17 protein-coding genes, 1 tRNA gene and 3 rRNA genes are annotated in these 23,140 nt (G+C 45.9%); 19 read left to right on the plus strand and 2 right to left on the minus strand.

From position 1 onward, the window contains the following. The first annotated feature begins 54 nt into the window (after nucleotides 1-54). The 3 genes from WSWS_RS01125 to WSWS_RS01135 are packed head-to-tail and all read left to right on the plus strand — an operon-like array spanning nucleotide 55 to nucleotide 4,647. Nucleotides 55-1,545 carry a Ppx/GppA phosphatase family protein gene (locus WSWS_RS01125; RefSeq protein WP_070229542.1) on the plus strand — a complete coding sequence of 497 codons (1,491 nt, stop codon included), beginning with the start codon at nucleotides 55-57 and terminating at the stop codon, nucleotides 1,543-1,545. Further along, complete coding sequence (locus tag WSWS_RS01130) at nucleotides 1,545-3,650, plus strand: RNA degradosome polyphosphate kinase (RefSeq protein WP_070229543.1); 2,106 nt, start codon at nucleotides 1,545-1,547, stop codon at nucleotides 3,648-3,650. The genes WSWS_RS01125 and WSWS_RS01130 overlap by 1 nt, the downstream gene beginning before the upstream one ends. Nucleotides 3,651-3,669: 19 nt before the next feature. Next, complete coding sequence (locus tag WSWS_RS01135) at nucleotides 3,670-4,647, plus strand: Ppx/GppA family phosphatase (RefSeq protein ID WP_070229544.1); 978 nt, start codon at nucleotides 3,670-3,672, stop codon at nucleotides 4,645-4,647. Nucleotides 4,648-4,736: 89 nt separating this feature from the next. Here WSWS_RS01135 and WSWS_RS01140 read toward each other — a convergent pair whose 3' ends face one another. Continuing rightward, a complete protein-coding gene (locus WSWS_RS01140) occupies nucleotides 4,737-5,123 on the minus strand; it encodes a hypothetical protein (RefSeq protein ID WP_070229545.1) in 387 nt (128 codons plus the stop codon). A 472-nt stretch (nucleotides 5,124-5,595) separates the two neighbouring features. On the opposite strand from WSWS_RS01140, the gene WSWS_RS01145 reads away from it, so the two are divergent. From WSWS_RS01145 to rihC, 8 genes are all read left to right on the plus strand, one after another. Next, nucleotides 5,596-7,172, plus strand: a 16S ribosomal RNA gene (locus WSWS_RS01145). An 80-nt stretch (nucleotides 7,173-7,252) separates the two neighbouring features. After that, nucleotides 7,253-7,325: transfer RNA gene (locus WSWS_RS01150), tRNA-Ala, on the plus strand. 213 nt (nucleotides 7,326-7,538) lie between these two features. Further along, nucleotides 7,539-10,455: ribosomal RNA gene (locus WSWS_RS01155) — 23S ribosomal RNA — on the plus strand. Between the two features lie 93 nt (nucleotides 10,456-10,548). After that, nucleotides 10,549-10,665, plus strand: a 5S ribosomal RNA gene (gene rrf, locus WSWS_RS01160). Together the 16S, 23S and 5S rRNA genes with 1 tRNA gene alongside form the textbook arrangement of a ribosomal RNA operon. Before the next feature lie 178 nt (nucleotides 10,666-10,843). Continuing rightward, on the plus strand, nucleotides 10,844-11,770 hold the full coding sequence (gene rbsK / locus WSWS_RS01165) for a ribokinase (RefSeq protein ID WP_070229546.1): 927 nt from the start codon (nucleotides 10,844-10,846) through the stop codon (nucleotides 11,768-11,770). A gap of 156 nt (nucleotides 11,771-11,926) precedes the next feature. Next, nucleotides 11,927-13,198 (plus strand): NupC/NupG family nucleoside CNT transporter, encoded by a 1,272-nt coding sequence (locus tag WSWS_RS01170; RefSeq protein ID WP_070229547.1) that lies wholly within the window; start codon nucleotides 11,927-11,929, stop codon nucleotides 13,196-13,198. 101 nt (nucleotides 13,199-13,299) lie between these two features. Then, on the plus strand, nucleotides 13,300-14,256 hold the full coding sequence (locus tag WSWS_RS01175; RefSeq protein ID WP_070229548.1) for a nucleoside hydrolase: 957 nt from the start codon (nucleotides 13,300-13,302) through the stop codon (nucleotides 14,254-14,256). Nucleotides 14,257-14,331: 75 nt separating this feature from the next. Continuing rightward, the gene (rihC, locus tag WSWS_RS01180) at nucleotides 14,332-15,246 is read left to right on the plus strand and encodes a ribonucleoside hydrolase RihC (protein ID WP_070229549.1); all 915 of its coding nucleotides are present in this window, start codon (nucleotides 14,332-14,334) and stop codon (nucleotides 15,244-15,246) included. Nucleotides 15,247-15,324: 78 nt separating this feature from the next. On the opposite strand, the gene WSWS_RS01185 is transcribed toward rihC, so the two are convergent. Beyond that, nucleotides 15,325-15,672, minus strand: coding sequence for a hypothetical protein (locus WSWS_RS01185; protein ID WP_070229550.1), 348 nt, complete (start codon nucleotides 15,670-15,672; stop codon nucleotides 15,325-15,327). A 115-nt stretch (nucleotides 15,673-15,787) separates the two neighbouring features. Here WSWS_RS01185 and WSWS_RS01190 point away from each other — a divergent pair, with 115 nt between their 5' ends. From WSWS_RS01190 to WSWS_RS01220, 8 genes are all read left to right on the plus strand, one after another. Further along, complete coding sequence (locus WSWS_RS01190) at nucleotides 15,788-16,219, plus strand: DUF1810 domain-containing protein (RefSeq protein WP_070229551.1); 432 nt, start codon at nucleotides 15,788-15,790, stop codon at nucleotides 16,217-16,219. A 115-nt stretch (nucleotides 16,220-16,334) separates the two neighbouring features. Then, nucleotides 16,335-19,187, plus strand: a complete 2,853-nt coding sequence (gene uvrA, locus WSWS_RS01195; protein ID WP_070229552.1) for an excinuclease ABC subunit UvrA — start codon at nucleotides 16,335-16,337, stop codon at nucleotides 19,185-19,187. Between the two features lie 95 nt (nucleotides 19,188-19,282). Then, nucleotides 19,283-19,405, plus strand: coding sequence for a putative metal homeostasis protein (locus WSWS_RS08095; protein WP_114981495.1), 123 nt, complete (start codon nucleotides 19,283-19,285; stop codon nucleotides 19,403-19,405). Between the two features lie 253 nt (nucleotides 19,406-19,658). Then, complete coding sequence (locus WSWS_RS01200) at nucleotides 19,659-20,408, plus strand: biotin--[acetyl-CoA-carboxylase] ligase (protein WP_070229553.1); 750 nt, start codon at nucleotides 19,659-19,661, stop codon at nucleotides 20,406-20,408. Further along, nucleotides 20,405-20,932, plus strand: coding sequence for a biotin transporter BioY (locus WSWS_RS01205; protein ID WP_070229554.1), 528 nt, complete (start codon nucleotides 20,405-20,407; stop codon nucleotides 20,930-20,932). The genes WSWS_RS01200 and WSWS_RS01205 overlap by 4 nt, the downstream gene beginning before the upstream one ends. Before the next feature lie 157 nt (nucleotides 20,933-21,089). Then, entirely contained in the window at nucleotides 21,090-21,647 is a 558-nt protein-coding gene (locus WSWS_RS01210) for an AAA family ATPase (protein WP_070229555.1), read from the plus strand. A gap of 27 nt (nucleotides 21,648-21,674) precedes the next feature. After that, the gene (locus WSWS_RS01215) at nucleotides 21,675-22,085 is read left to right on the plus strand and encodes a hypothetical protein (RefSeq protein WP_070229556.1); all 411 of its coding nucleotides are present in this window, start codon (nucleotides 21,675-21,677) and stop codon (nucleotides 22,083-22,085) included. Continuing rightward, nucleotides 22,085-22,882, plus strand: a complete 798-nt coding sequence (locus tag WSWS_RS01220; protein WP_070229557.1) for a DUF6681 family protein — start codon at nucleotides 22,085-22,087, stop codon at nucleotides 22,880-22,882. Before WSWS_RS01215 ends, WSWS_RS01220 begins: the two co-directional genes overlap by 1 nt. Nucleotides 22,883-23,140: the final 258 nt, after the last annotated feature.

Consider the following 23,140-nt stretch of genomic DNA (forward strand, 5'->3'; position numbering starts at 1 on the left):
CGGTTTTCAATGGTATACTAACATTAATAGATATGCGAAATGGAGTAATTTACCATGGCAACAAAACCTTTATTTGGCTTGATATTGGTAGGGGCAACCACGTTGGATTTGCAGATTATTAATCGTAAATCAGGCAAAGTGCTTGAAAGGGCCCATCGTTCGACTATTATGAGCGATGAGTTATATAGTGAGGGCTTTGTCCCACAAGAACAAATTCAAAACATGGGTCATTTATTAAATGGCTTCAAACAATTATTAGCAGACTATGGCGTTGAGGCGTTTAAGGTTTTTGGTTCGACGACCTTAGCCAATGCCCACAATGCCATTTATGTCTTAGCACAATTGCAAACCGCCACGGGTCTCAAAATTACGTGGTTGAGTGCTAGTCAAGAGGCTTATTACCGCCAGATCTCGATGCGCTACACGGAACCACTCTTTCCGGTGGGTGAAAATAAGAATGTTTTTCTAATTTCATTGAGCTCAGGGCGTTTGTCCCTGGGGTATTATCAAGGGGATGAACAAGTCTTCTCACGGAGCATCAATCTGGGCGCCGTTAAATTAGCCAGTGAATTAGATGAACTGGCGGATGATATTGTCGATATTAAGGGCATTACACGTGAATTTATCCATAGTAAACTAGCCGATTACACCACCTTGTTGCCAAAATTTGAGGACGCCGATTTGTTATTGGTCAGCGGTTCCTTTGCATTGGAGCAAATTCTGGCAAAGCCGATCGTTTCAGTGACGAGTTTTTTTGCAGCAAATAACGAAATTTTGGGTGATCCTACTCAAAGCTGGTTGGATCAGTTACGGTTAACGGCCAGCCAGGTTGATGCCGTCATGCCAGAACTGCTGTTGCTGGAAGAAATCGCCCGCATGACCCGTACCAAGAAAGTCGGTGTGTCACATCAACACATGTTGCATGGCTTGATTTTGGAAGAGCTTGGCCAATTAGACAATCATGAAATTCTAGAGCATGCCCGTGAATTGGGGCAGCGTTTTGGGGTTGAGCCCAAGCACCAAGCGGCCGTATTGAAATTTGCCGAACAGTTGTTTGATCGACTGAAGGCCTTACACGGCTTGCATGGACGGGAACGGTTGCTTTTGCAAGTAGCGGCTTTGGTACATGATGTTGGTTCTTATTTGAATACGTATCATCATTATGAATATTCTGAGATGGTGATTTTAGCAGACGAAATGGATGGTTTATCACCGGTGGAAGTCCAGATGGTCGCCATTATTTCCCGTTACCATTCGCATGAGGTTCCTGGTGAAGGCATGCATGCGGTGCAGCAATTAAATGAACATGAACGGATTATCGTGGCCCAATTAACCGCCTTGTTGCGCTTAGCTGATGCCCTTGATGATAGTCGTTTGCAAAAAATCGAGAAAATTACCGTATCAACCAAGGATGCCCGGGTAGTGGTGACTGGTTTTAGTCATGAAAAACTTTACCTTGAGCAGTGGACGTTTGCGAATAAAGCTAATTTATTCCGCGAAGTCTTTGGTCGCGATATTATCTTAAAGCGAAAGGGGCTGCAATAATGAAAACATTAACAGCTGAGTATTATACGAACCGGGAAGTTAGTTGGTTAGCTTTTAATGAACGGGTGCTGGATGAAGCGCGCGATAAGAATAACCCACTATATGAGCGCGCCAAGTTTTTAGCCATTACCCAATCGAATATGGATGAGTGGTTTCAGGTCCGAGTGGCTAGCTTGTATCAATTACGGCATGTCAAAGAACAACAAGATGTGTCGGGCTTATCACCCCATGAGCAATTAAAGCTCGTCTCAGATTTAGCGGGTCAACAAATTAAAGAACAGTATCAGGTCTTGAACCGCTCAATCTTGCCAGCCCTGGAACAACATGGGTTACACATTGTCTCGATTGAACAAATTACTGATGAACAACGTAGTGAATTGGCTGGTTATTACCAAAGCTCAGTCTTCCCCGTGCTCACCCCGATGGCGGATGACCAAACTCGGCCCTTTCCATTTTTGGCGACAGATAGCTTGAACCTAGTGGTGTCATTAGCCAAGGGTAACGAGGATCGGATGGCGATCGTGCCCATTCCAGATATTTTGCCCCGGGTGATTGCCATCCCGGAGTTTGCTGGTCAATACATCCTATTAGAGGATTTGATTCGTCTGTTTATCGATGGTTTGTTCACTGGCTTTAGGGTCAAGTCGGCCACCGCCTTCCATATTTTACGTGACATGGAATTAGATGTGACCGATGATGAAGGTCCTAATCTCTTGGTCGAAGTGCAACAGAAGTTGTTCGAACGCGAACGCGGTGCCGTGATTCGGCTGGTCCACGAAAAGAATATGCCAAAACGCATTTTAGGTCGTTTGATGCGGGTCTTGGATGTGGCCGAGAGTCGCGTCTATGCCGTCAACGGGCCAATCGATTTAGACTTTTTAAATAAGCTCGTTAAGTTTGGTAGTGATCCAACCGCGCGTTATCCGAAGTATTCGCAATACTTAGATGAAAGTTTGAGTGATGAACGCATTTTTGAAACCATTGCGGATCACGATGTTTTGTTGCATCATCCCTATGATAGTTTCAAGCCGGTGGTGAACCTGATTCAGCAATCAGCCAAGGACGCCAATGTCTTAGCGATTAAAATGGTGCTTTATCGGGTATCCGGTAACTCGCCGATCATTGCTGCGTTGAGTGCCGCCGCCCACGCTGGTAAACAGGTGACGGTCCTGGTCGAAGTAAAAGCACGGTTTGATGAAGAAAATAATGTGCACTGGGCACAAGAGTTGGAACGGCAAGGGGTGCACGTGATTTATGGCCTGAAAGGGTTGAAGGTGCATGCGAAGGTTGCACTAGTTGTCCGGCGTGAAGGGGATGACATTAAGCGCTATGTCCACCTAGGCACGGGTAATTATAATGATGTCACGGCCAATTTTTATACTGATTTGGGCTTGTTGACGACAGATGCTGAAATGGGCATTGACGTCGCGTCAGTCTTTAATGTCCTGACGGGTTATTCTGACCCGGATTACTTTAATCAACTCTATATGTCACCAGATGGCATTCGCGAAGCCTTGATCGATCGGTTACACCAGGTTCGGGCAGCTAAGCGCGCAGGTCATGATGTGAAGGTGCGTTTCAAGGCTAATTCATTGTCAGACAAGGAAATGGTCGATGAAATTTTTGTCGCCAGCCAAGATGGGGTGCCAGTCGACATGTTGATTCGGGGGATTACGATGTTGAAGCCGGGTATTCCTGGCGTCAGCGAAAATATCGCCGTCCATTCAATTGTTGGTCGGATGCTTGAGCATAGCCGGATTTACATTTTTGAAATCGATGGCCAAGCGGAAGTGTTCTTATCATCAGCGGACTTGATGACCCGGAACCTCTCGCGCCGGGTCGAGCTAATGTTTCCAATCTTGGAACCAGCATTGGCCCAACAAGTCATCGATGTGTTTGATACGATGTGGCATGATAATGTCAAAACGCGCGTCTTACAAAGTAATGATGACTGGGTGAAGCAAAACCGGCGGAGTACAGAGCCCATCAATGCCCAAAAGGTGTTCATCGCCGATGCTGTGGCGCGCGTAGCTGCCCAAAAGCAGGCTCGAGAGCGGCATGAAGCCCAACAATCTCAATTTGAACCAGTCAACCATCCATTCTAAAAATAAAGGAGCAAGCTAGATGACAGTTATCGCAATTATGGATCTAGGGTCAAACTCGACCCGCATGACCATCAGTAAAGTTCGTAGTGACGGCTCTTATGAAGTGCTCCAACGCTCACAGTCAATGGTCCGTTTGTCAGAAGGCATGCAATCAGATAAGCAGTTGCAAGAGAAGGCCATGGACCGGACAATTGAAGTAATGAAAGAATTCATGGAGACGGCCAAAGAGTTCAAGGCAGAAAAGATTGTGCCAACCGCCACGGCTGCTGTGCGCCAGGCGACCAATCAGCAAGTCTTCATTGATAAGTTATTCAAAGAGACCGGGTTGCAACTACGGGTGTTAACCGGTTTGGAAGAAGCCCACTATGATTATTTGGCCATTATTAATACATTACAGGTCACAGATACCTTGATTATCGATACAGGGGGTGGCTCAGTCGAGTTGATCTATGTCCAAGGAACACACATGGTGCAGGCCATCTCGGTACCAATTGGCGCAGTCAATCTGACCGAAGCCTATCTTGAAAAAGATAAGATCTCAGCTAAGGCCTTGTTTGCCGCCCAGTTAGCCGTTGAACGTCAATTTAGTAATGTCCCTTGGCTGCAAAATGTCCGCCACCTGCCCATTGTGGCCTTAGGTGGTTCTAACCGAACGTTTGCGAAAATTTCGCGGCGGGCGCGGAATGTCATGGACCTCCCGATTCATGGTTATCGCTTAACGGCAGAAGAGCTGTTTGATATTTTTGCCGAGGTCTTGGTCGCTGATTTAGATGAACGCAAGAAGATCCCTGGTTTGGGGAAAGACCGGGCTGATATCATTGTCGGGGGGATGCTCCCCTTGATTACTGCATTGCAATACGTTGATGCCAATCAAGTCATCTTTTCACAGGCTGGGTTGCGTGAAGGGATTATCTTCGAATACATCATGCAACAAACTGGTCACGCCGTGGTGCCACCAGTGCCTGGTGATATGACTATTGATGATGATAAGAATTAATTAGTATCATGCACGTATATAAAAACCACCTCCAATGGGGTGGTTTTTTGTTGCAAAAAAGACGCACCACGGGGATGCGTCTTCAGTGATTAAAGTAGCACTTCGAATTCTAGGTTGTTATATTGATCGCGCTCACGGATTTGACGATAGCCAAACTCTTGCGTCGAACGCGTTAATATATCGGTTTGCCAGATAATCTTCTCAGCAGTATTAGCAAACATCTCTTCTTTAAGCGTGTTCATCAGGGCTAAGATCTGCGAACCTTCTTCTGCAGTCATGGTCGCATAAGCTCGTTCGTCATTACCAAATTTCTTTGAAATACGCTTCAATGAGATGCTAAGTACCTGACGCGTGTAGGCGGGGTTACGGTTTAAACGGACATTAAAGACAATGTGATTATAGTGATTATCGCGACTATACTGAAGGAGCATTGCTAAGAAGGGCTTTGCTTCAACCTTTTCAACTTTATTAGACATGTGTTTTCCTCGTATCTTTTCTAACTATATAGTAGTCTATCATGTTATGCGGTCCGTATGGCAACGAATATTTAAAGAAAAGATTAAGAGGGCTTGTGTATTATGGGTGAAGTAGCTATGATAGATAAGTTGTCTCAGCGACTGATTCAGTTAATGCAAGTTAATTGAAATAGGTTGTTGACAAATCATGTGTGATTCTTTAGTATAGATAGAGTTGGTTTGGAAATAAATCAATTGTGTATCAAAACTAATTAAAATAAGTTGTTGACTTATGAATTTTGATTTGATATGATATATGAGTTGTCAACGAGACAATGTAGGACATTGAAAACTGAATAACGTTTCGATGATCAAATGTGTAGGGTCTTCAAATTTTAGAATTTGAAGCAAAAAACATTTGCGAAGTCAATTCGCTAGTAAATTCGTTTAACATTGGTTAAACACAACAAAGATTGAGTTATACTCAAGCTTTCAAATTGAGAGTTTGATCCTGGCTCAGGATGAACGCTGGCGGCGTGCCTAATACATGCAAGTCGAACGCCTTGTGGTTTTAATGAATAGCGTGCTTGCACAATATGATTTAAAACAATGCAAGGAGTGGCGAACGGGTGAGTAACACGTGGGAAACCTACCTCTTAGCAGGGGATAACATTTGGAAACAGATGCTAATACCGTATAATACTGAAAACCGCATGGTTTTTATTTGAAAGATGGTTCTGCTATCACTAAGAGATGGTCCCGCGGTGCATTAGTTAGATGGTGAGGTAACGGCTCACCATGACGATGATGCATAGCCGAGTTGAGAGACTGATCGGCCACAATGGGACTGAGACACGGCCCATACTCCTACGGGAGGCAGCAGTAGGGAATCTTCCACAATGGGCGCAAGCCTGATGGAGCAACGCCGCGTGTGTGATGAAGGGTTTCGGCTCGTAAAGCACTGTTGTAAGAGAAGAATGTACTTGAGAGTAACTGTTCAAGTAGTGACGGTATCTTACCAGAAAGGGACGGCTAAATACGTGCCAGCAGCCGCGGTAATACGTATGTCCCAAGCGTTATCCGGATTTATTGGGCGTAAAGCGAGCGCAGACGGTTATTTAAGTCTGAAGTGAAAGCCCTCAGCTCAACTGAGGAATTGCTTTGGAAACTGGATGACTTGAGTGCAGTAGAGGAAAGTGGAACTCCATGTGTAGCGGTGAAATGCGTAGATATATGGAAGAACACCAGTGGCGAAGGCGGCTTTCTGGACTGTAACTGACGTTGAGGCTCGAAAGTGTGGGTAGCAAACAGGATTAGATACCCTGGTAGTCCACACCGTAAACGATGAGTGCTAGCTGTTCGAGGGTTTCCGCCCTTGAGTGGCGTAGCTAACGCATTAAGCACTCCGCCTGGGGAGTACGACCGCAAGGTTGAAACTCAAAGGAATTGACGGGGACCCGCACAAGCGGTGGAGCATGTGGTTTAATTCGAAGCAACGCGAAGAACCTTACCAGGTCTTGACATCCTTTGACCACTCCAGAGATGGAGCTTTCCCTTCGGGGACAAAGTGACAGGTGGTGCATGGTTGTCGTCAGCTCGTGTCGTGAGATGTTGGGTTAAGTCCCGCAACGAGCGCAACCCTTATTGTTAGTTGCCAGCATTCAGTTGGGCACTCTAGCGAGACTGCCGGTGACAAACCGGAGGAAGGCGGGGATGACGTCAAATCATCATGCCCCTTATGACCTGGGCTACACACGTGCTACAATGGCATATACAACGAGTCGCCAACCCGCGAGGGTGCGCTAATCTCTTAAAGTATGTCTCAGTTCGGACTGTAGGCTGCAACTCGCCTACACGAAGTCGGAATCGCTAGTAATCGCGGATCAGCACGCCGCGGTGAATACGTTCCCGGGTCTTGTACACACCGCCCGTCACACCATGAGAGTTTGTAACACCCAAAGTCGGTGGGGTAACCTTTATAGGAGCCAGCCGCCTAAGGTGGGACAGATGATTAGGGTGAAGTCGTAACAAGGTAGCCGTAGGAGAACCTGCGGCTGGATCACCTCCTTTCTAAGGAAAATCGGAAACCTACACAGCGTTGAAACGTTATTCAGTTTTGAGTGTCTTACACTCACAATATATTATCCCATGGGGAATTAGCTCAGCTGGGAGAGCACCTGCTTTGCAAGCAGGGGGTCATCGGTTCGATCCCGATATTCTCCATTGGCCCACGTGAGTGGACCACTTATTAGTTCTTTGAAAACTGAATCATATTAATGTAAATTTTTAAATTTCAATTTAAATTAAATTGAACCGAGAAATACACCGCGTTATTTTTTTTGAGTTTTAAAACAAGTTCATTACTTTAATTAGTAATAATCGCAAGTGACCTTTATGGTCACATACTCGAACTTGAATCATCAGCGTAAGCTGATAGGTTAAGTTATTAAGGGCGCATGGTGGATGCCTTGGCACTAGGAGCCGATGAAGGACGGGACTAACACCGATATGCCTCGGGGAGCTGTAAGTAAGCTTTGATCCGGGGATTTCCGAATGGGGGAACCCAACTTGTTATGCAAGTTATCAGCAGTTGAATACATAGGCTGTTTGAAGGTAGACGTTGTGAACTGAAACATCTCATTAGCAACAGGAGTAGAAAGAAAAATCGATTCCCTGAGTAGCGGCGAGCGAAACGGGAAGAGCCCAAACCAAGATGCTTGCATCTTGGGGTTGTAGGACTGTCGTTGTGGAGTTACAAAATGGTTTGTTAGTTGAAGTGGTTGGGAAGCCACGCGAAACAGGGTGATAGCCCCGTAAACGAAAGCAAGCCATCTCCCGTACAGGATCCTGAGTACGGCCGGACACGTGAAATCCGGTCGGAATCTGGGAGGACCATCTCCCAAGGCTAAATACTACCTAGTGACCGATAGTGAACCAGTACCGTGAGGGAAAGGTGAAAAGCACCCCGGAAGGGGAGTGAAAAAGTTCCTGAAACCATGTGCCTACAAGAAGTTAGAGCCCGTTAATGGGTGATAGCGTGCCTTTTGTAGAATGAACCGGCGAGTTACGATCCCATGCGAGGTTAAGGTGGAAAGACCGGAGCCGAAGCGAAAGCGAGTCTGAAATAGGCGAGATAGTATGTGGTTGTAGACCCGAAACCAGGTGACCTACCCATGTCCAGGGTGAAGGTGTGGTAAGACGCACTGGAGGCCCGAACCTGTGCATGTTGAAAAATGCTAGGATGAGGTGTGGGTAGCGGTGAAATTCCAATCGAACTTGGAGATAGCTGGTTCTCTCCGAAATAGCTTTAGGGCTAGCCTCGGAATGTAGCGTCTTGGAGGTAGAGCACTGTTTTGGTGCGGGGCCCATCTCGGGTTACCAAATTAAGATAAACTCCGAATGCCAATGACGTATGTCCGGGAGTCAGACAGTGAGTGATAAGATCCATTGTCGAAAGGGGAACAGCCCAGACCGCCAGTTAAGGTCCCTAAATGTGTGTTAAGTGGAAAAGGATGTGGAGTTGCACAGACAACTAGGATGTTGGCTCAGAAGCAGCCATCATTTAAAGAGTGCGTAATAGCTCACTAGTCGAGTGATTCTGCGCCGAAAATGTACCGGGGCTAAACACACTACCGAAACTGCGGGTGCCACGTAAGTGGCGCGATAGGAGAGCGTTGTAAGGGCGATGAAGTCAGACCGTGAGGACTGGTGGAGCGCTTACAAGTGAGAATGCCGGTATGAGTAGCGAAAGACAGGTGAGAATCCTGTCCACCGTATGACTAAGGTTTCCTGGGGAAGGCTCGTCCTCCCAGGGTTAGTCGGGACCTAAGGCGAGGCCGAGAGGCGTAGTCGATGGATAACAGGTTGAGATTCCTGTACCAGGTGAATATGTTTGAACGATGGAGGGACGCAGAAGGCTAACAGAACCCAGCAGCTGGAAAAGCTGGGCTAAATCACAAGTCTTGGAAGTAGTTAAATGCTTATTCCTCATAGGACAAGTGATGATGGGGACCGAAATAAAGTAGGGAAGTCTGTGATGTCACGCTGCCAAGAAAAGCTTCTAGTTAGTATTTACCTGCCCGTACCGCAAACCGACACAGGTAGTCGAGGAGAGCATCCTAAGGTGTGCGAGTGAACTCTCGTTAAGGAACTCGGCAAAATGACCCCGTAACTTCGGGAGAAGGGGTGCTCAGCGCAAGCTGAGCCGCAGTGAATAGGCCCAGGCGACTGTTTATCAAAAACACAGGTTTCTGCAAAATCGTAAGATGACGTATAGGGGCTGACGCCTGCCCGGTGCTGGAAGGTTAAAAGGAGTGCTTAGCTTCGGCGAAGGTACGAATTGAAGCCCCAGTAAACGGCGGCCGTAACTATAACGGTCCTAAGGTAGCGAAATTCCTTGTCGGGTAAGTTCCGACCCGCACGAAAGGCGTAACGATCTGGGCACTGTCTCAACGAGAGACTCGGTGAAATTTAAATACCCGTGAAGATGCGGGTTACCCGCGACAGGACGGAAAGACCCCATGGAGCTTTACTGTAGCTTGATATTGAGTGCTTGTGCAGCTTGTACAGGATAGGTAGGAGCCGTAGAAGTCGGAACGCTAGTTTCGATGGAGGCAATGGTGGGATACTACCCTCGTTGTATGATCACTCTAACTCACACCACTCAGCGTGGTGGAAGACAGTGTCTGGCAGGCAGTTTGACTGGGGCGGTCGCCTCCTAAAAAGTAACGGAGGCGCTCAAAGGTTCGCTCAGAATGGTTGGAAATCATTCGCAGAGTGTAAAGGCACAAGCGAGCTTGACTGTGAGACTTACCAGTCGAGCAGGTACGAAAGTAGGACTTAGTGATCCGGTGGTTCCGCATGGAAGGGCCATCGCTCAACGGACAAAAGCTACCCTGGGGATAACAGGCTCATCTCCCCCAAGAGTCCACATCGACGGGGAGGTTTGGCACCTCGATGTCGGCTCATCGCATCCTGGGGCTGTAGTCGGTCCCAAGGGTTGGGCTGTTCGCCCATTAAAGCGGTACGCGAGCTGGGTTCAGAACGTCGTGAGACAGTTCGGTCCCTATCCGTCGCGGGCGTAGGAAATTTGAGAGGAGCTGCCCTTAGTACGAGAGGACCGGGGTGGACGTACCTCTGGTGTATCAGTTGTTCCGCCAGGAGCATCGCTGAGTAGCTATGTACGGATGAGATAAACGCTGAAAGCATCTAAGTGTGAAACTCGCCTCGAGATGAGATTTCCCATTCAGAAATGAAGTAAGACCCCTTATAGATGATGAGGTAGATAGGCTAGAAGTGGAAGTGCTGCGAAGCATGGAGCGGACTAGTACTAATGGTTCGAGGACTTAACCAAGTAGTAACAGATAACGTGGTTTCAAAGTTCAATGCAATTTACAGAGATATGATTCAGTTTTGAGAGAACTAAACTCTCACTAATTAAATACCGTGTCGTGATGATGGCACTGAGGTCACACCTGTTCCCATACCGAACACAGCAGTTAAGCTCAGTAGCGCCGAAAGTAGTTGGAGGATCGCTTCCTGCGAGGATAGGACGTCGCGATGCACAGTTAGCAGGCAACCAGTGATGGTTGTCTGTTTTTTTGCGTTGATTTGGCATGGCACCACGAGCCCATCAACGTTGCGAGGGGGCTTTTTTGTGGGAGAAAATTAGCCGGTAATATGATAAACTTGATGAGACATAGTAAGGAAATCATATTAAAAACGATAGAAAAGGTCATGCGATGAATAAGGTAATTGTGATTGGTAGTTTAAATATTGATGTGCAACAGAGAATTGAGCGATTGCCCTTACAGGGGGAAACGCTTGGAATCAATAAACAAACCACCGCATTTGGCGGTAAGGGGGCGAATCAAGCCGTAGCCGCTGCTCGACAGGGAGCTGCGGTTCACTTTATTGGATCAGTGGGACAAGATGAAGGCGGGCGGGCTTACAAGGAGCTATTGAAAGAAGAGGGCATTAGTACCGCCACAATTAAAGAAATTGCCCATGAACCAACAGGGACCGCCTATATTATGCTGGAGCCAGATGGACATAACACAATTTTAGTATATCCAGGTGCGAATGCCTCAGTAACTGTTGCCGATATTGAAGCTGCTGAAGCGTTATTTGTGGATGCTGATTTTGTGGTCGCTCAATTTGAAGTGCCCCAAGAAGCTGTCTTGGCGGGATTTAGGTTAGCCCATAAGTATCATGCTAAGACGATCCTAAACCCAGCACCAGTGCGAACTAGTATTGAAGAGGCAATTTTGGCCGAAACGGACTTAGTCGTACCGAATGAGACGGAGGCAGCCGCATTGGCCCATCTAGCACCAACGACTGACATCGAGGAGTTAGCGCCAGTCATGGCATCATTACGGGCTAAGGGTATGGATAATGCGATTATCACGCTTGGTGAAGCTGGTGTGTACTACGATGTTGATGATGTGACTGGCGTGCGTGCGATATTTAAAGTGCAGGTGGTGGATACAACTGCAGCCGGTGATACCTTTATCGGCACGTTAGCAGCTCATCTTACTCCTGATTTTTCGAATCTGGAGGAGGCAATTTTGATGGCAACACGGGCCAGTTCACTAGCCGTATCACACGCGGGTGCGATTGATTCGATTCCGACGTTAGCTGCTGTGCAAGCTGCTAATGCAGATGTTTAGTAAACAAAAAACTCATATAATCCTAATTAATTAACAAAACCTGAACATTCGGAAAAACGCCAGCGAAACGTTGTATATCTCTGGTGTTTTTATTTATAATAATCATTGAAAACGTTTTCAAATTATTTTGTAGGATTTTTGTGAGGGGTATAAAATATGGCGCTATTGCTAATTAATATCGTTGGAATCTTTGCTTTCATTGGAGTAGCTTATCTATTTTCAAATGATCGCAAGAATATCCAATGGAAAAGTGTGGGAATTGTTTTAGCCATTGAACTATTTTTTGCGTGGTTCTTTATGAGTTTTAGCATTGGTCGGGATGCTGTTAAGGCTGCAGCGGATGGCTTTGCTTGGTTGGTTAATATCGCCTACCAAGGAATCGTCTTTGCGATTCCAAACTGGGTACCAGCAACCAGTGCGGCTGGCGGTACGGCGCAAACGATGAACTTCATTACTTCAGCACTGCTACCAATTCTGTTAGTCGTGCCCTTGTTTGATATTTTGACTTACATTGGCGTGTTACCTTGGATTATTAAGTGGATTGGCCGGGGGCTATCAATCATCACTGGACAACCAAAGTTTGAAGCTTTCTTTTCAGTTGAAATGATGTTCCTAGGTAATACTGAAGTGTTGGCAGTTTCTAAGACACAATTAGACACGATGAATTCACGGCGTATCTTGACGATTGCCTTGATGTCAATGTCATGTGTGACGGCTTCGATTTTAGGGGCGTATACTCAAATGATGCCAGGTGAGTATGTTATCACTGCGGTACCATTGAATATCTTATCAGCCATCATCATGGCTGCCATTTTGAATCCGGTCGTTGTTTCACCTGAAGAAGACACGGTGGCAACCATTCATAACCCAGCTGAAGAAGCTGCTAGTGGTGAGATGAAGGCCCAAAAAGAGCCTTTCTTCTCATTTTTGGGTGATTCAATCTTAGGTGCTGGTAAGTTGGTTTTGATTATCACGGCTAATGTGATTGCCTTCGTGGCTTTGGCTGCGTTGATTAATGGTTTGTTTGGTTTGACTGGCTTTGAGTGGCTGACCTTGCAAAATATTTTGGGAGTCATCATGTTCCCATTTGCCTGGTTACTGGGATTTAACCCAAATCAGGCCTTTGAAATTGCCCAGTACATGGGTACTAAGTTGATTACCAATGAATTTGTGGTCATGGGTGAGGTCTCAAAGAGTGTCTTGGCCCATCAAGGGTTGTTCGTGTCAGAACACGCTCGTGCCGTTTTGACAACGTTCCTGACATCTTTTGCAAACTTTGGTACTTTGGGCATGATTATCGGTGCTTTTAAGGGCTTGGTTTCAAAGGAAAAAGTTGACTATGTTTCAAAGCATGTGCCACTAATGATGGTTTCAGGAATTTTGGTCTCATTACTAACTGCAGCAATGGCTGGCCTATTTGCATGGTAAAATGAATGTATCGAAATGAATATGATAGTTAGGTCATGACAGACGACACTTATTTATGTTGCAAAGACTTAACTAGCAATTTACTGAAAGAGGATGGAAAAATGGCACAACGGAAAATGATTTTGGACTTGGATACGGGAATTGACGACGCTTTGGCTCTGGCTTATGCGGTTGCCGATCCACGAGTGGACTTGATTGGCATTGTCTCAAGTTACGGTAATAATACACTTGAGGTGACCACGCAAAATGCGCTCGACTTGTTACATTTATTGGGACAAGATGATGTTCCCGTTTTCAAAGGCTTGCCTCATTCTTCAACTACTGATCATTTTGATGTGATGCAAGTCTCTAAGGATATTCACGGGGATAACGGAGTGGGCGATGTGACCTTGCCCCATGCGCCACGTGTAGCCGAGACGACGTCAGGGGTTGATTTTATCATCGAAGCGGCTCATCAGTATGCTGAAGATTTGATTATTGTGCCTACTGGTCCTTTGACTAATCTAGCGGCGGCGATTGAAAAAGATCCAGCCATCGCCAAATTAATTGGTGATGTGACGTTGATGGGTGGTGCTTTGACGGTTCGTGGTAATGTCACCTCAGTCACTGAAGCTAATATCCACCAAGATGCAGAAGCTGCTGACTTTGTCTTTAAGAACCAAGCCAATTTAACGATGGTAGGGTTGGATGTCACGCTACGGACCTTACTTTCAAAGAAAGAAACTAAGCAGTGGCGTGAGCTCGGCCAAAAGGGTGAGATTTACGCTGACATCTTTGATTTCTATATTGATGCCTACGATCGTTTGGGTATCGATCACCGTGGAGCAGCGTTACATGATCCTTTGGCCGTTGGTATTGCCATCGAGCCCACTTACGCCACTTTCTTAGATCTGAATATGGAAGTTACAGTGGATCAAGCATCAGGTGATTACGGTCGTACGATCGGTGATAATACTAAATTGCTCGATGGTACGAGCTCACGAGCAGCCATTAATGTTGATGTGGCACGTTACACACGTGATTTTATGGACTTGACGAAGGCTGTTTTGACAGACTAGTCTAGCAAAACACGACACCATTGTGGTTGGTGTCGTCTTTTTTACCCATGCTTGCTTGCAAATAAGGAGGATCAGATGACTTTACCGATTATTTTAGACATGGACCCCGGGATTGATGATGCCGCAGCGATTGCGATTGCCGTGAATAATCCTGACTTTGAGGTGCGCTTGTTGACATCAGTCGCTGGCAATGTGTCCGTCGATAAGACGACCACCAACGAACTGAAATTATTGGAGTTTTTTGAGCGGACCGATATTCCGGTGGCCATGGGCGCTAAACAGCCCTTGAAGAAAGCCTACCAAGATGCCGCTAACATCCATGGCGTTTCCGGGATGGAAGGGTATGATTTTCCACCAGTTACCACGCCCGTTGATCAGCGGGATGCGGTGAGTGCGATGGTCGATGTGCTCACGGCAGCGGCAGCGCCCATGACAATCGTGGCCACGGGGTCGTATACCAATATTGCCAATTTGTTAACACAACACCCAGAAGTGAAAGTGAAGATTGACCGTTTTGTATTAATGGGCGGCTCGATTAGCGGCGGTAACGTCAGTTCAGTAGCTGAATTTAATGTGTTTACGGATCCAGATGCGGCCAAGATTGTATTTGAAGCAGGGGTGCCGATCGTGATGATTGGTCTAGATGTGACGTTAAAGGCGTTGATTTCACCAGCAGCAATGGCTAAGTTAGCCACGTTGAATGCCTCTGGGAAAATGTTGAGCAGCTTGCTGCATTCGTACCAGGATGAAGAAGCTGGTGGGAAGCCGATGCATGATGTGAATACGCTCTTTTACTTGCTGCATCCTGAGAAGTTTACGTTAGAGCGCTATCAAATCGATGTCGTCACTGAAGGCCCTGCAATTGGGGCAACCGTCGCAGATACGCAGAACAGGTGGTCAAATGGGCGGACCAATGCAGATGTAGCGGTGGCTGTTGACGCGGGCTACTTCGAAAATTGGTTCTTGGCGTCAGTTGCAAAAATGCGGTAGCGGGGTTCATTGTGACAGCTACCAGCAATGGTTATTAAATAAAAAACAGCTTTCGCAGTTAATTGCAAAAGCTGTTTTTTATTTAGGCTGTTGTTGTTTCTCAGTGATTATTTGCTCTGGAATGACATTTGGATCGACGGACTTTTTATTTTTGGGAATGAAAACATCTAGAGCCGCCCAGTAGGCAATGCTCAGAAAGATCAGGCTAATATGCCAGAAGACGACAGCCCAGGCATTCCCATAATTATTTTGATAGGTGTTGATCCAGCGGTGTTTCCAGATGAAGACGGTAATTTCTTCGACCGCCATGATGAGGGCAGTCAACGAGATACTTGCAACCGCCACAGCACCAAACATGAGTAACCCTGAGAGAATTTGGGTCATACCTGTCAAAAGGGCATTGATGAATTTGTTTTCACTATGCAAAACCGATATCTCCTCTCGTAGGTAAAATTAACATTCTCTAGTATAGCAAAAAATGCCGAACTTTGCTGATTCCTTGCTATAATTAACATACTTAATACGCGAAAAGAGGTGCACCATGTTTCCAGAACTAGCTGATAAATTAGAGCGTTTCATTGTCGCTCAAGACGAAAATAATAGTTACAACATTGCGGTAGATGAATTGTCTGCCGGAGTTAAAACAAGCCACTGGATGTGGTGGGTATTTCCACAATTACGTGCCTTGGGCAGTTCTGAACGGGCGGTCTTTTATGGCATCAAGGATCGTAAGGAAGCGCGGGCCTATATTGAAGACCCCACCTTGCAAGCCCGTTATGAATACGTTACCAAGATTGCGTTAGCGAGCACAACGCATGATCCTGTGGCTTTGTTTGGGAGCGTGGATGCAAAAAAAGTGCAGGCATCATGGACTTTGTTTGAGGCGGTCGCGGATGATGCTACCTTGTATACGGCTGCTCTCGCCAAGTTTTTCAATGAACAGGCTGATGCTAAGACCCTGAAATTAATTTAAATCAACTGGTTATTAGGTTAAAACTACAAAACGTTACCGGAATTTTGACGCATACCGTATAATAAAGGTTAGTAAGAAATAAATGTAAATTAACATAATTAGGGGAAGATAATACATGGCAAATGATTGGATAACAATTCATGGCGCCCGGGCGCACAACTTGAAAAATGTGGATGTGACCATCCCACGCGATAAGTTCGTCGTCATGACTGGTTTATCTGGGTCGGGGAAAAGCTCGCTTGCGTTTGATACGTTGTATGCTGAGGGCCAGCGACGATACGTTGAAAGTTTGTCAGCGTATGCGCGACAGTTCCTAGGCCAGATGGATAAGCCCGATGTTGATGCAATTGATGGTCTCAGTCCAGCCATTTCAATTGACCAAAAGACGACGTCAAAAAACCCACGTTCAACCGTGGGTACGGTCACGGAGATTAATGATTACTATCGTTTGTTATATGCACGTGTCGGCAAGCCAGATGCGCCCGAGGATGGTACGATTGTTCAGCCTTCAATTGATCAGATGTTGAACTATTTAGAAACGACATTGGACGAAGGCACGCGCATGCAAGTATTGGCACCAATTGTGCAACACAAGCGGGGTTCACACGCGACGGCTTTTGATCGTATCAAAAAAGAGGGGTATGTGCGCGTCATGGTTGATGGCGAGTTACATGATGTCTCTGAAAATCTCGCCTTGGATAAAAATAAATACCATGATGTCGCCATTGTGGTCGATCGGATTGTCTTGCGCAATGGTGCGCGGGCCCGGTTGTATGAATCTTTTGAGTCTGCTTTACGCATGGCTGATGGCGTCGTGATTGTAGATGTGATTAAGGGTGATCCAATTCGTTTTTCAGATCACTATACGGGTGCCTTGAAAAATTTTGGGGTGGGCAAACTTGAACCACAATTATTCTCATTTAATGCACCTTTGGGGGCCTGTGAAGTCTGTGGTGGCTTAGGGATTACCCTTGAAGTTGATGAAGATATGGTGGTGCCTGATCGTTCAAAGACGTTGGCTGAAGGGGCAATTGCAGCCTGGAATCCAATTTCTTCATCTTACTACCCAGAGATGTTACGGCAGTTTGCCGAGCAATTTGGGATTCCCATGGATGTGCCCTTCGAAGCATTGTCCGCTGATCAACAGGACCTCGTGCTCTATGGTTCCCGTTTAAAGACATTCCATTTTCACTATGAAAATGATTTTGGGGGCGTGCGGGATGTTGAAATTCCGTTTGAAGGCGTTGTGACTAACATCGATCGGCGTCACCGTGAATCAAATTCTGATTTCACCCGCGAGCAGATGCGGAGTTATATGAATGAATTAACTTGCCAAACTTGTGGTGGCTACCGGTTGAACAAGGCGGCTTTGTCGGTTAAGGTCGGTGCGAAGCACATTGGTGAAGTCTCTGAGCTGCCAGTTGACGCTGAATTGGCTTTCTTTAATGAGTTGTCATTTGGCCCACAAGACACGGAAATTGCCAAACCAATCGTCAAAGAAATCATTGATCGCCTGTCATTTTTGAAAAATGTTGGGTTGGAGTATTTGACCTTATCACGTTCGGCACGGACCTTGTCAGGTGGTGAAGCGCAACGCATCCGGTTGGCAACCCAAATTGGGTCGAACCTTTCTGGGGTCATGTATGTTCTCGATGAGCCATCAATTGGCTTACATCAACGCGACAATGATCGGTTGATTGCGTCATTAAAAGCGATGCGTGATTTAGGAAATACCCTAATCGTGGTTGAACACGATGAAGATACCATGCGCGCGGCTGATTACATTGTCGATGTTGGTCCTGGGGCCGGTGAACGTGGTGGTGAAATCATGGCCGTTGGGACACCTGCGGAGATCGAAGCCAATCCTAACTCATTGACTGGTCAGTATCTGACCGGTAAGAAGTTCATCCCCGTGCCTCACACCCGCCGTAAGGGTAATGGTCAGAGCATCAAGGTCACCGGCGCCCAAGAAAATAATTTGAAAAATGTCTCCGTGGAGATTCCATTGGGCAAGTTTATCGCCGTGACCGGGGTATCGGGTTCAGGTAAATCAACCTTGATTAATACCATTTTAAAGCGGGCGATTAAGCATGAAATGAATGGTAATTCTGAAAAGCCCGGTAAGTATAAGAAGTTGATTGGATTGGAAAATATCGACAAGTTGATTGATATTGATCAAAGCCCAATTGGTCGGACACCGCGCTCAAATCCAGCCACCTACACCGGTGTCTTTGATGATATTCGTGATTTGTTTGCCCAAACGAATGAAGCCAAGTTACGTGGTTACAAGAAGGGTCGGTTCTCGTTTAATACAAAAGGCGGTCGCTGTGAAGCCTGTAAGGGTGATGGGGTCATCAAGATCGAAATGAACTTCCTACCAGACGTTTACGTCACTTGTGAGGTCTGTGGCGGGACCCGTTTTAATTCAGAAACTTTGGAAGTCACTTACCGTGGTAAGAATATTTCAGAAGTGTTGAACTTGACCGTTGAGGCGGCTCTGGACTTCTTCGCGGCGATTCCAAAAATTCGGCGTAAGTTGCAGACGATTGTGGATGTCGGTTTGGGATACATTACCCTAGGACAATCAGCAACGACCTTGTCAGGTGGTGAAGCCCAACGGATGAAGCTAGCCTCTGAATTGCAACGTCGTTCAACAGGTAAGACGCTATACATCTTAGACGAACCAACGACTGGCTTGCACGTCGATGATATTGCGCGCTTGAATGAGGTCCTCCAACGATTAGTTGACGGAGGCAACACGGTCTTGGTAATTGAACACAATCTGGATGTCATTAAGACCGCCGACTGGGTGATCGATATGGGTCCTGAAGGTGGTGCAGGTGGTGGTACGATTTTGGCTGCTGGGACCCCCGAGAAAATTGTTAAGGTGCCGGAATCATATACTGGACAATATTTAAACACCATTATGATTCGCGACCGTGCCCGAGAAGCTGCCTTAGCTAAATAACCTTTTTTAGTTTGCAAAAAAGACAACCTCGTGTATACTTACTTTTAGTAATTAAAATACTATCGAATATAAAAATAAAAGTGAGGTATCTGAACATGGCAGAACGGATGGATGTTGCTTCAGCACGTCGTAAGATGAAGAGCCCAAACATCAAGACACGTAAGCGTGCTTTGAAGGCTTTGCACGATGCGAATAAGGCTACGCGTAACAAGAAGTAACCGATAGTTAATATGAAAAAACCAATAATGCCCTTACTGGCGTTATTGGTTTTTTTGCGTGCAAACAGGTTTGCAGAGGCCTGGGTCACGGGCGGAGCTTCCCGGGATGGGTGGTCCGCATCAGACAAGTTGGCTGGCATAAAGGTGTTGAACATTTTTTAATAATGTGTTCAAATAGTAGAAGTTCGCGGGTTTTCCTAGTTTAAGATCACCCCGCCAAAAGATCATCATGAAAGGCAACGCAACGTAGGCTATGTTAAATAAAAATGCAATTATTCAAGCTGTTCATCCAGCCATTCAAGTTGAAGTATTCGAAAAGATTAGTTCAACCAATACGTATGCGCAGCAACATGTTGATCAAACACACATGACGGCGGTTGTCGCAACGGAGCAAACGGCTGGATATGGGCGCCAGGGGCGTTCCTTTTATTCACCAAAAACGGGTTTGTATCTGACTTTTGTGGTCCCCTTTGATGTCGTCGCCACGAAAACGCCTGGGATTATCACAACGTTAATTGCCCTGGCCACGCAACGCGTTTTAGCACAGGCGTTTCAGGTGATGACGGAGATTAAGTGGGTTAACGATCTGTATCGTCATGATAAAAAGGTCGCTGGTATTTTAGTTGAGCAAACTGACCAAGCATATGTCATCGGCATGGGCTTAAATGTGCAGGCCTTTGATGTACCAGTTGCATTGCAAGATAAAATTACCCATGTCTTCGATGAGACGATCGACCGGAATGTGTTAGTCGGGTTGCTATTAAATGCCTGGTTTGAAACCATCACACAAACGACGCAGTTAGATGTATCTGCATATAAGGCAGTTAGCTACTTATTGAATAAGACGGTAACACTGAATTATAACCGGACATTATTAACAGGTCGGGTGATTGATTTTGGCCAGCAAGGAGAACTGATACTAAACGTGAACGGCGCAACCTTGGCGATTCGTTCCGGCGAAGTGACCAAGGTTGTCGAGATAGAGGGAAAGGTTCTTAAATGAAGACCCGAGAATTAATTTTAGCCGGCTTGTTAGCAGCGATTATCGCCGTAATGGCCCCCTGGTCATTGCCATTACCATTGGTACCCATCACCCTGCAAACGCTGATTATTCCAATCGTGGCGTCCATTGCAAATACCAAGATTAGTCTGGCCGCAATCGTCGTTTATTTGTTATTGGGGATCATTGGGTTACCCGTCTTTGCTGGTGGCGCCAGTGGGTTAGCAGTGATGTTTGGGCCCACCGGTGGTTATCTATGGGGGATGTTGGTGTTTCCATTGATTATCAGTAGTCTACTGGCCAAACAGCGTAGTCTACCGGTCCTCATCGGGGCAAATCTACTCGCCGCCATCATCCAATTATTGCTGGGTGCTGGGTGGTTAGTGTTAGCTTCCAAGGGGATGGACTGGCAGACCGGTTTGACTGCCGGCATGCTCGCCTTCATCGTGCCAGCCATCATTAAGGTCGCCCTCGTCACCATGGTGACGGTGATGATTGCACGCTCAATGAAGCTGCCACTGCAATAAGGACTGCGGTCATTATTGCAGCGAGTGTAGCTATTCCAACTCAGCTAGTTTGTAATTTATCTAAGCTTTCCAGCGGTGATAAGTTACAAACTAGCTTTGTTGTATAATAGAAAAAATATGCGATCACAGTCGCGAGTTAAATAGAGATGAGAACGACATGGCAAAAAATTATGTTTTAGTGTTAACTGGTAATACAGGAACGGGTAAAACCACGGTTGCAAGTTATCTTGCTGAACACTACCATATTCCACAGGTCATTACCCACACCACGCGTGCCCCCCGTACGAATGAAATTGATGGGGTGGACTATTATTTTGAAACGGTGGCCAGCTTCCCCAAAAATCATTATTTAGAGCATGTCACGTATGCTAATAACCAATATGGTTCATCATGGGAGGGACTTGAGCGTGCATGGTCCAAGCATCATATCATTGCGATCGTCTTGGATACCGCCGGCGCCGTCACCTATGCCCGTGAATTGGGTGAACAAGCAATCATCATTTACTTGACAGTCTCAAATATCGATAATCTCGCGATGCGCTTAGTGGATCGTGGGGATGACGCCCGAGAAGTTAAGGCTCGTTTATCCAGTGACGAGTATGTTAGAGACTTGGCAGTACCGATTGGTATTAAGTCGGTAGCGCATATAATAAAAAATGATGATTGGAACAAAACAACTCAACAAGTAGATGCTATCATCGCCTCGCTGGAGTAATTGTTCAAATAAAGGAGGAATGAGTTTATGGCTGAATATCGAACGCCCCCACTCATTACACCAGTTGCACTTGTGTCAGTGATTCTAGCATTGAGTGCAGCGAATGTGTTGGTCAATAATGTCACAAATACAACGGATGGTGGTAAGGCACAAGTGTCTTCGTCTGTGGTTTCATCTTCATCATCAACCGCCAGTTCACGTCAGATGAAGTCAATCCCAGCTGACAGGCTCTCACGTTCTTCAAGTAGTGTTTCCAGTTCGTCAGCTGCCGTTTCCAGTTCGGACAGTACGGTTGTTGTCACATCGACAAGTAGTGCAAGTACCAGCACTAGTAGCGCTAGTTCAGATACCACTTCAAGTACATCGACGGATAGTTCATCGTCGGCCGATGATTCATCGAATACTTCGACGAGTACTGTGACGGGAGGTAATAACTAATGTTAACTATTTTAGATTTGTTGAATCATTATCTCGGTTTTTTCAATGTGAATACCCGTTGGAAAGGAAAAATCTATACGATCCTCGCGACAGTGGGTGATTTTTATATTGCTTACTTGGCAGTCATGTTTTATTTGAATAAAAATTTCCTGCGTGGTACGCTTTTGGTTGGTGCTTTTCTGGTCATTATGTACTTCGCAATTTTAAATTTCGTGTACTATTTCACAAAGAAAACAGTCAAGTGGGATATCTCGCCGAAAGTTGAAAAATACCTTGGCACGCAAGAAAAGAAGGAATTTGGTACCCATCAATCCGTTTATGTGCCAGCTAATGGTTTGTACAAGCAAAATCAAGTTTTGCCCACCACCGTCATTAGTGACGCGGATATGCAGGCAGAATTGCAAAAACTAGCGGACCAACTGTTGGTCGCGGGTCTGATGCATGAAAATTATAATGGTCTCTCAAGTAATGAACAGATTGCCTTGATGCGGGTTGAAAAAATTGAGACCATTTATGCAAATCATCCTGGCACCCCAATCCCATACTTCACGGTAAAAGAAGAGCGTGATGGCTTGGCCATTTACGGTGGGGTTAATGAGATGATGGCCAGTCGTTTAGGACGTATTATGTCCGTTGGGTTAATGCCCATTGAAGATGCGTTGCGAACCTATGAACTGTATCCAGCTACGGTCACTTTAACGGGTGGAAAAGGGCACAGTATCGGGCGTTCATCCGTCATTCAAGTACAAAATCCGTATCAAATTCAGGTTGAATTAGCGTTTAAAAAGAAAGCCTAATTATTCTGTAATGTTCGTAATCTCACAAATTTGTGTAAGAAAAACTTGTTATTTTTCGGGTTTATAATGTATATTTAATAATAACGAATAAAGCTCACTGAACGTTTCGTTTGGCGGGCTTTTCTGTACCCTCCCTTTTGACAAAAATGATGCACTAAATCATAATTCCATTAGAATGTCGGTTTAGTTGTAAAATCGTAATCGTTATCCAAATTGGCACTTTGCTGGATAGTTTGGCGCACGACCATAATTTATATT

Origin of the sequence: Weissella soli (genome assembly GCF_001761545.1) — a bacterium.
In the GTDB taxonomy this organism is placed as follows: domain Bacteria; phylum Bacillota; class Bacilli; order Lactobacillales; family Lactobacillaceae; genus Weissella; species Weissella soli.

What these genes read in the sequence shown, in the direction of transcription:
- WSWS_RS01125 (WP_070229542.1), top strand. Translation starts at nt 55, where the DNA reads ATGGCAACAAAACCTTTATTTGGCTTGATATTGGTAGGGGCAACCACG.
- WSWS_RS01130 (WP_070229543.1), top strand. Translation starts at nt 1,545, where the DNA reads ATGAAAACATTAACAGCTGAGTATTATACGAACCGGGAAGTTAGTTGG.
- WSWS_RS01135 (WP_070229544.1), top strand. Translation starts at nt 3,670, where the DNA reads ATGACAGTTATCGCAATTATGGATCTAGGGTCAAACTCGACCCGCATG.
- WSWS_RS01140 (WP_070229545.1), bottom strand. Translation starts at nt 5,123, where the DNA reads ATGTCTAATAAAGTTGAAAAGGTTGAAGCAAAGCCCTTCTTAGCAATG.
- rbsK (WP_070229546.1), top strand. Translation starts at nt 10,844, where the DNA reads ATGAATAAGGTAATTGTGATTGGTAGTTTAAATATTGATGTGCAACAG.
- WSWS_RS01170 (WP_070229547.1), top strand. Translation starts at nt 11,927, where the DNA reads ATGGCGCTATTGCTAATTAATATCGTTGGAATCTTTGCTTTCATTGGA.
- WSWS_RS01175 (WP_070229548.1), top strand. Translation starts at nt 13,300, where the DNA reads ATGGCACAACGGAAAATGATTTTGGACTTGGATACGGGAATTGACGAC.
- rihC (WP_070229549.1), top strand. Translation starts at nt 14,332, where the DNA reads ATGACTTTACCGATTATTTTAGACATGGACCCCGGGATTGATGATGCC.
- WSWS_RS01190 (WP_070229551.1), top strand. Translation starts at nt 15,788, where the DNA reads ATGTTTCCAGAACTAGCTGATAAATTAGAGCGTTTCATTGTCGCTCAA.
- uvrA (WP_070229552.1), top strand. Translation starts at nt 16,335, where the DNA reads ATGGCAAATGATTGGATAACAATTCATGGCGCCCGGGCGCACAACTTG.
- WSWS_RS08095 (WP_114981495.1), top strand. Translation starts at nt 19,283, where the DNA reads ATGGCAGAACGGATGGATGTTGCTTCAGCACGTCGTAAGATGAAGAGC.
- WSWS_RS01200 (WP_070229553.1), top strand. Translation starts at nt 19,659, where the DNA reads ATGTTAAATAAAAATGCAATTATTCAAGCTGTTCATCCAGCCATTCAA.
- WSWS_RS01205 (WP_070229554.1), top strand. Translation starts at nt 20,405, where the DNA reads ATGAAGACCCGAGAATTAATTTTAGCCGGCTTGTTAGCAGCGATTATC.
- WSWS_RS01210 (WP_070229555.1), top strand. Translation starts at nt 21,090, where the DNA reads ATGGCAAAAAATTATGTTTTAGTGTTAACTGGTAATACAGGAACGGGT.
- WSWS_RS01215 (WP_070229556.1), top strand. Translation starts at nt 21,675, where the DNA reads ATGGCTGAATATCGAACGCCCCCACTCATTACACCAGTTGCACTTGTG.
- WSWS_RS01220 (WP_070229557.1), top strand. Translation starts at nt 22,085, where the DNA reads ATGTTAACTATTTTAGATTTGTTGAATCATTATCTCGGTTTTTTCAAT.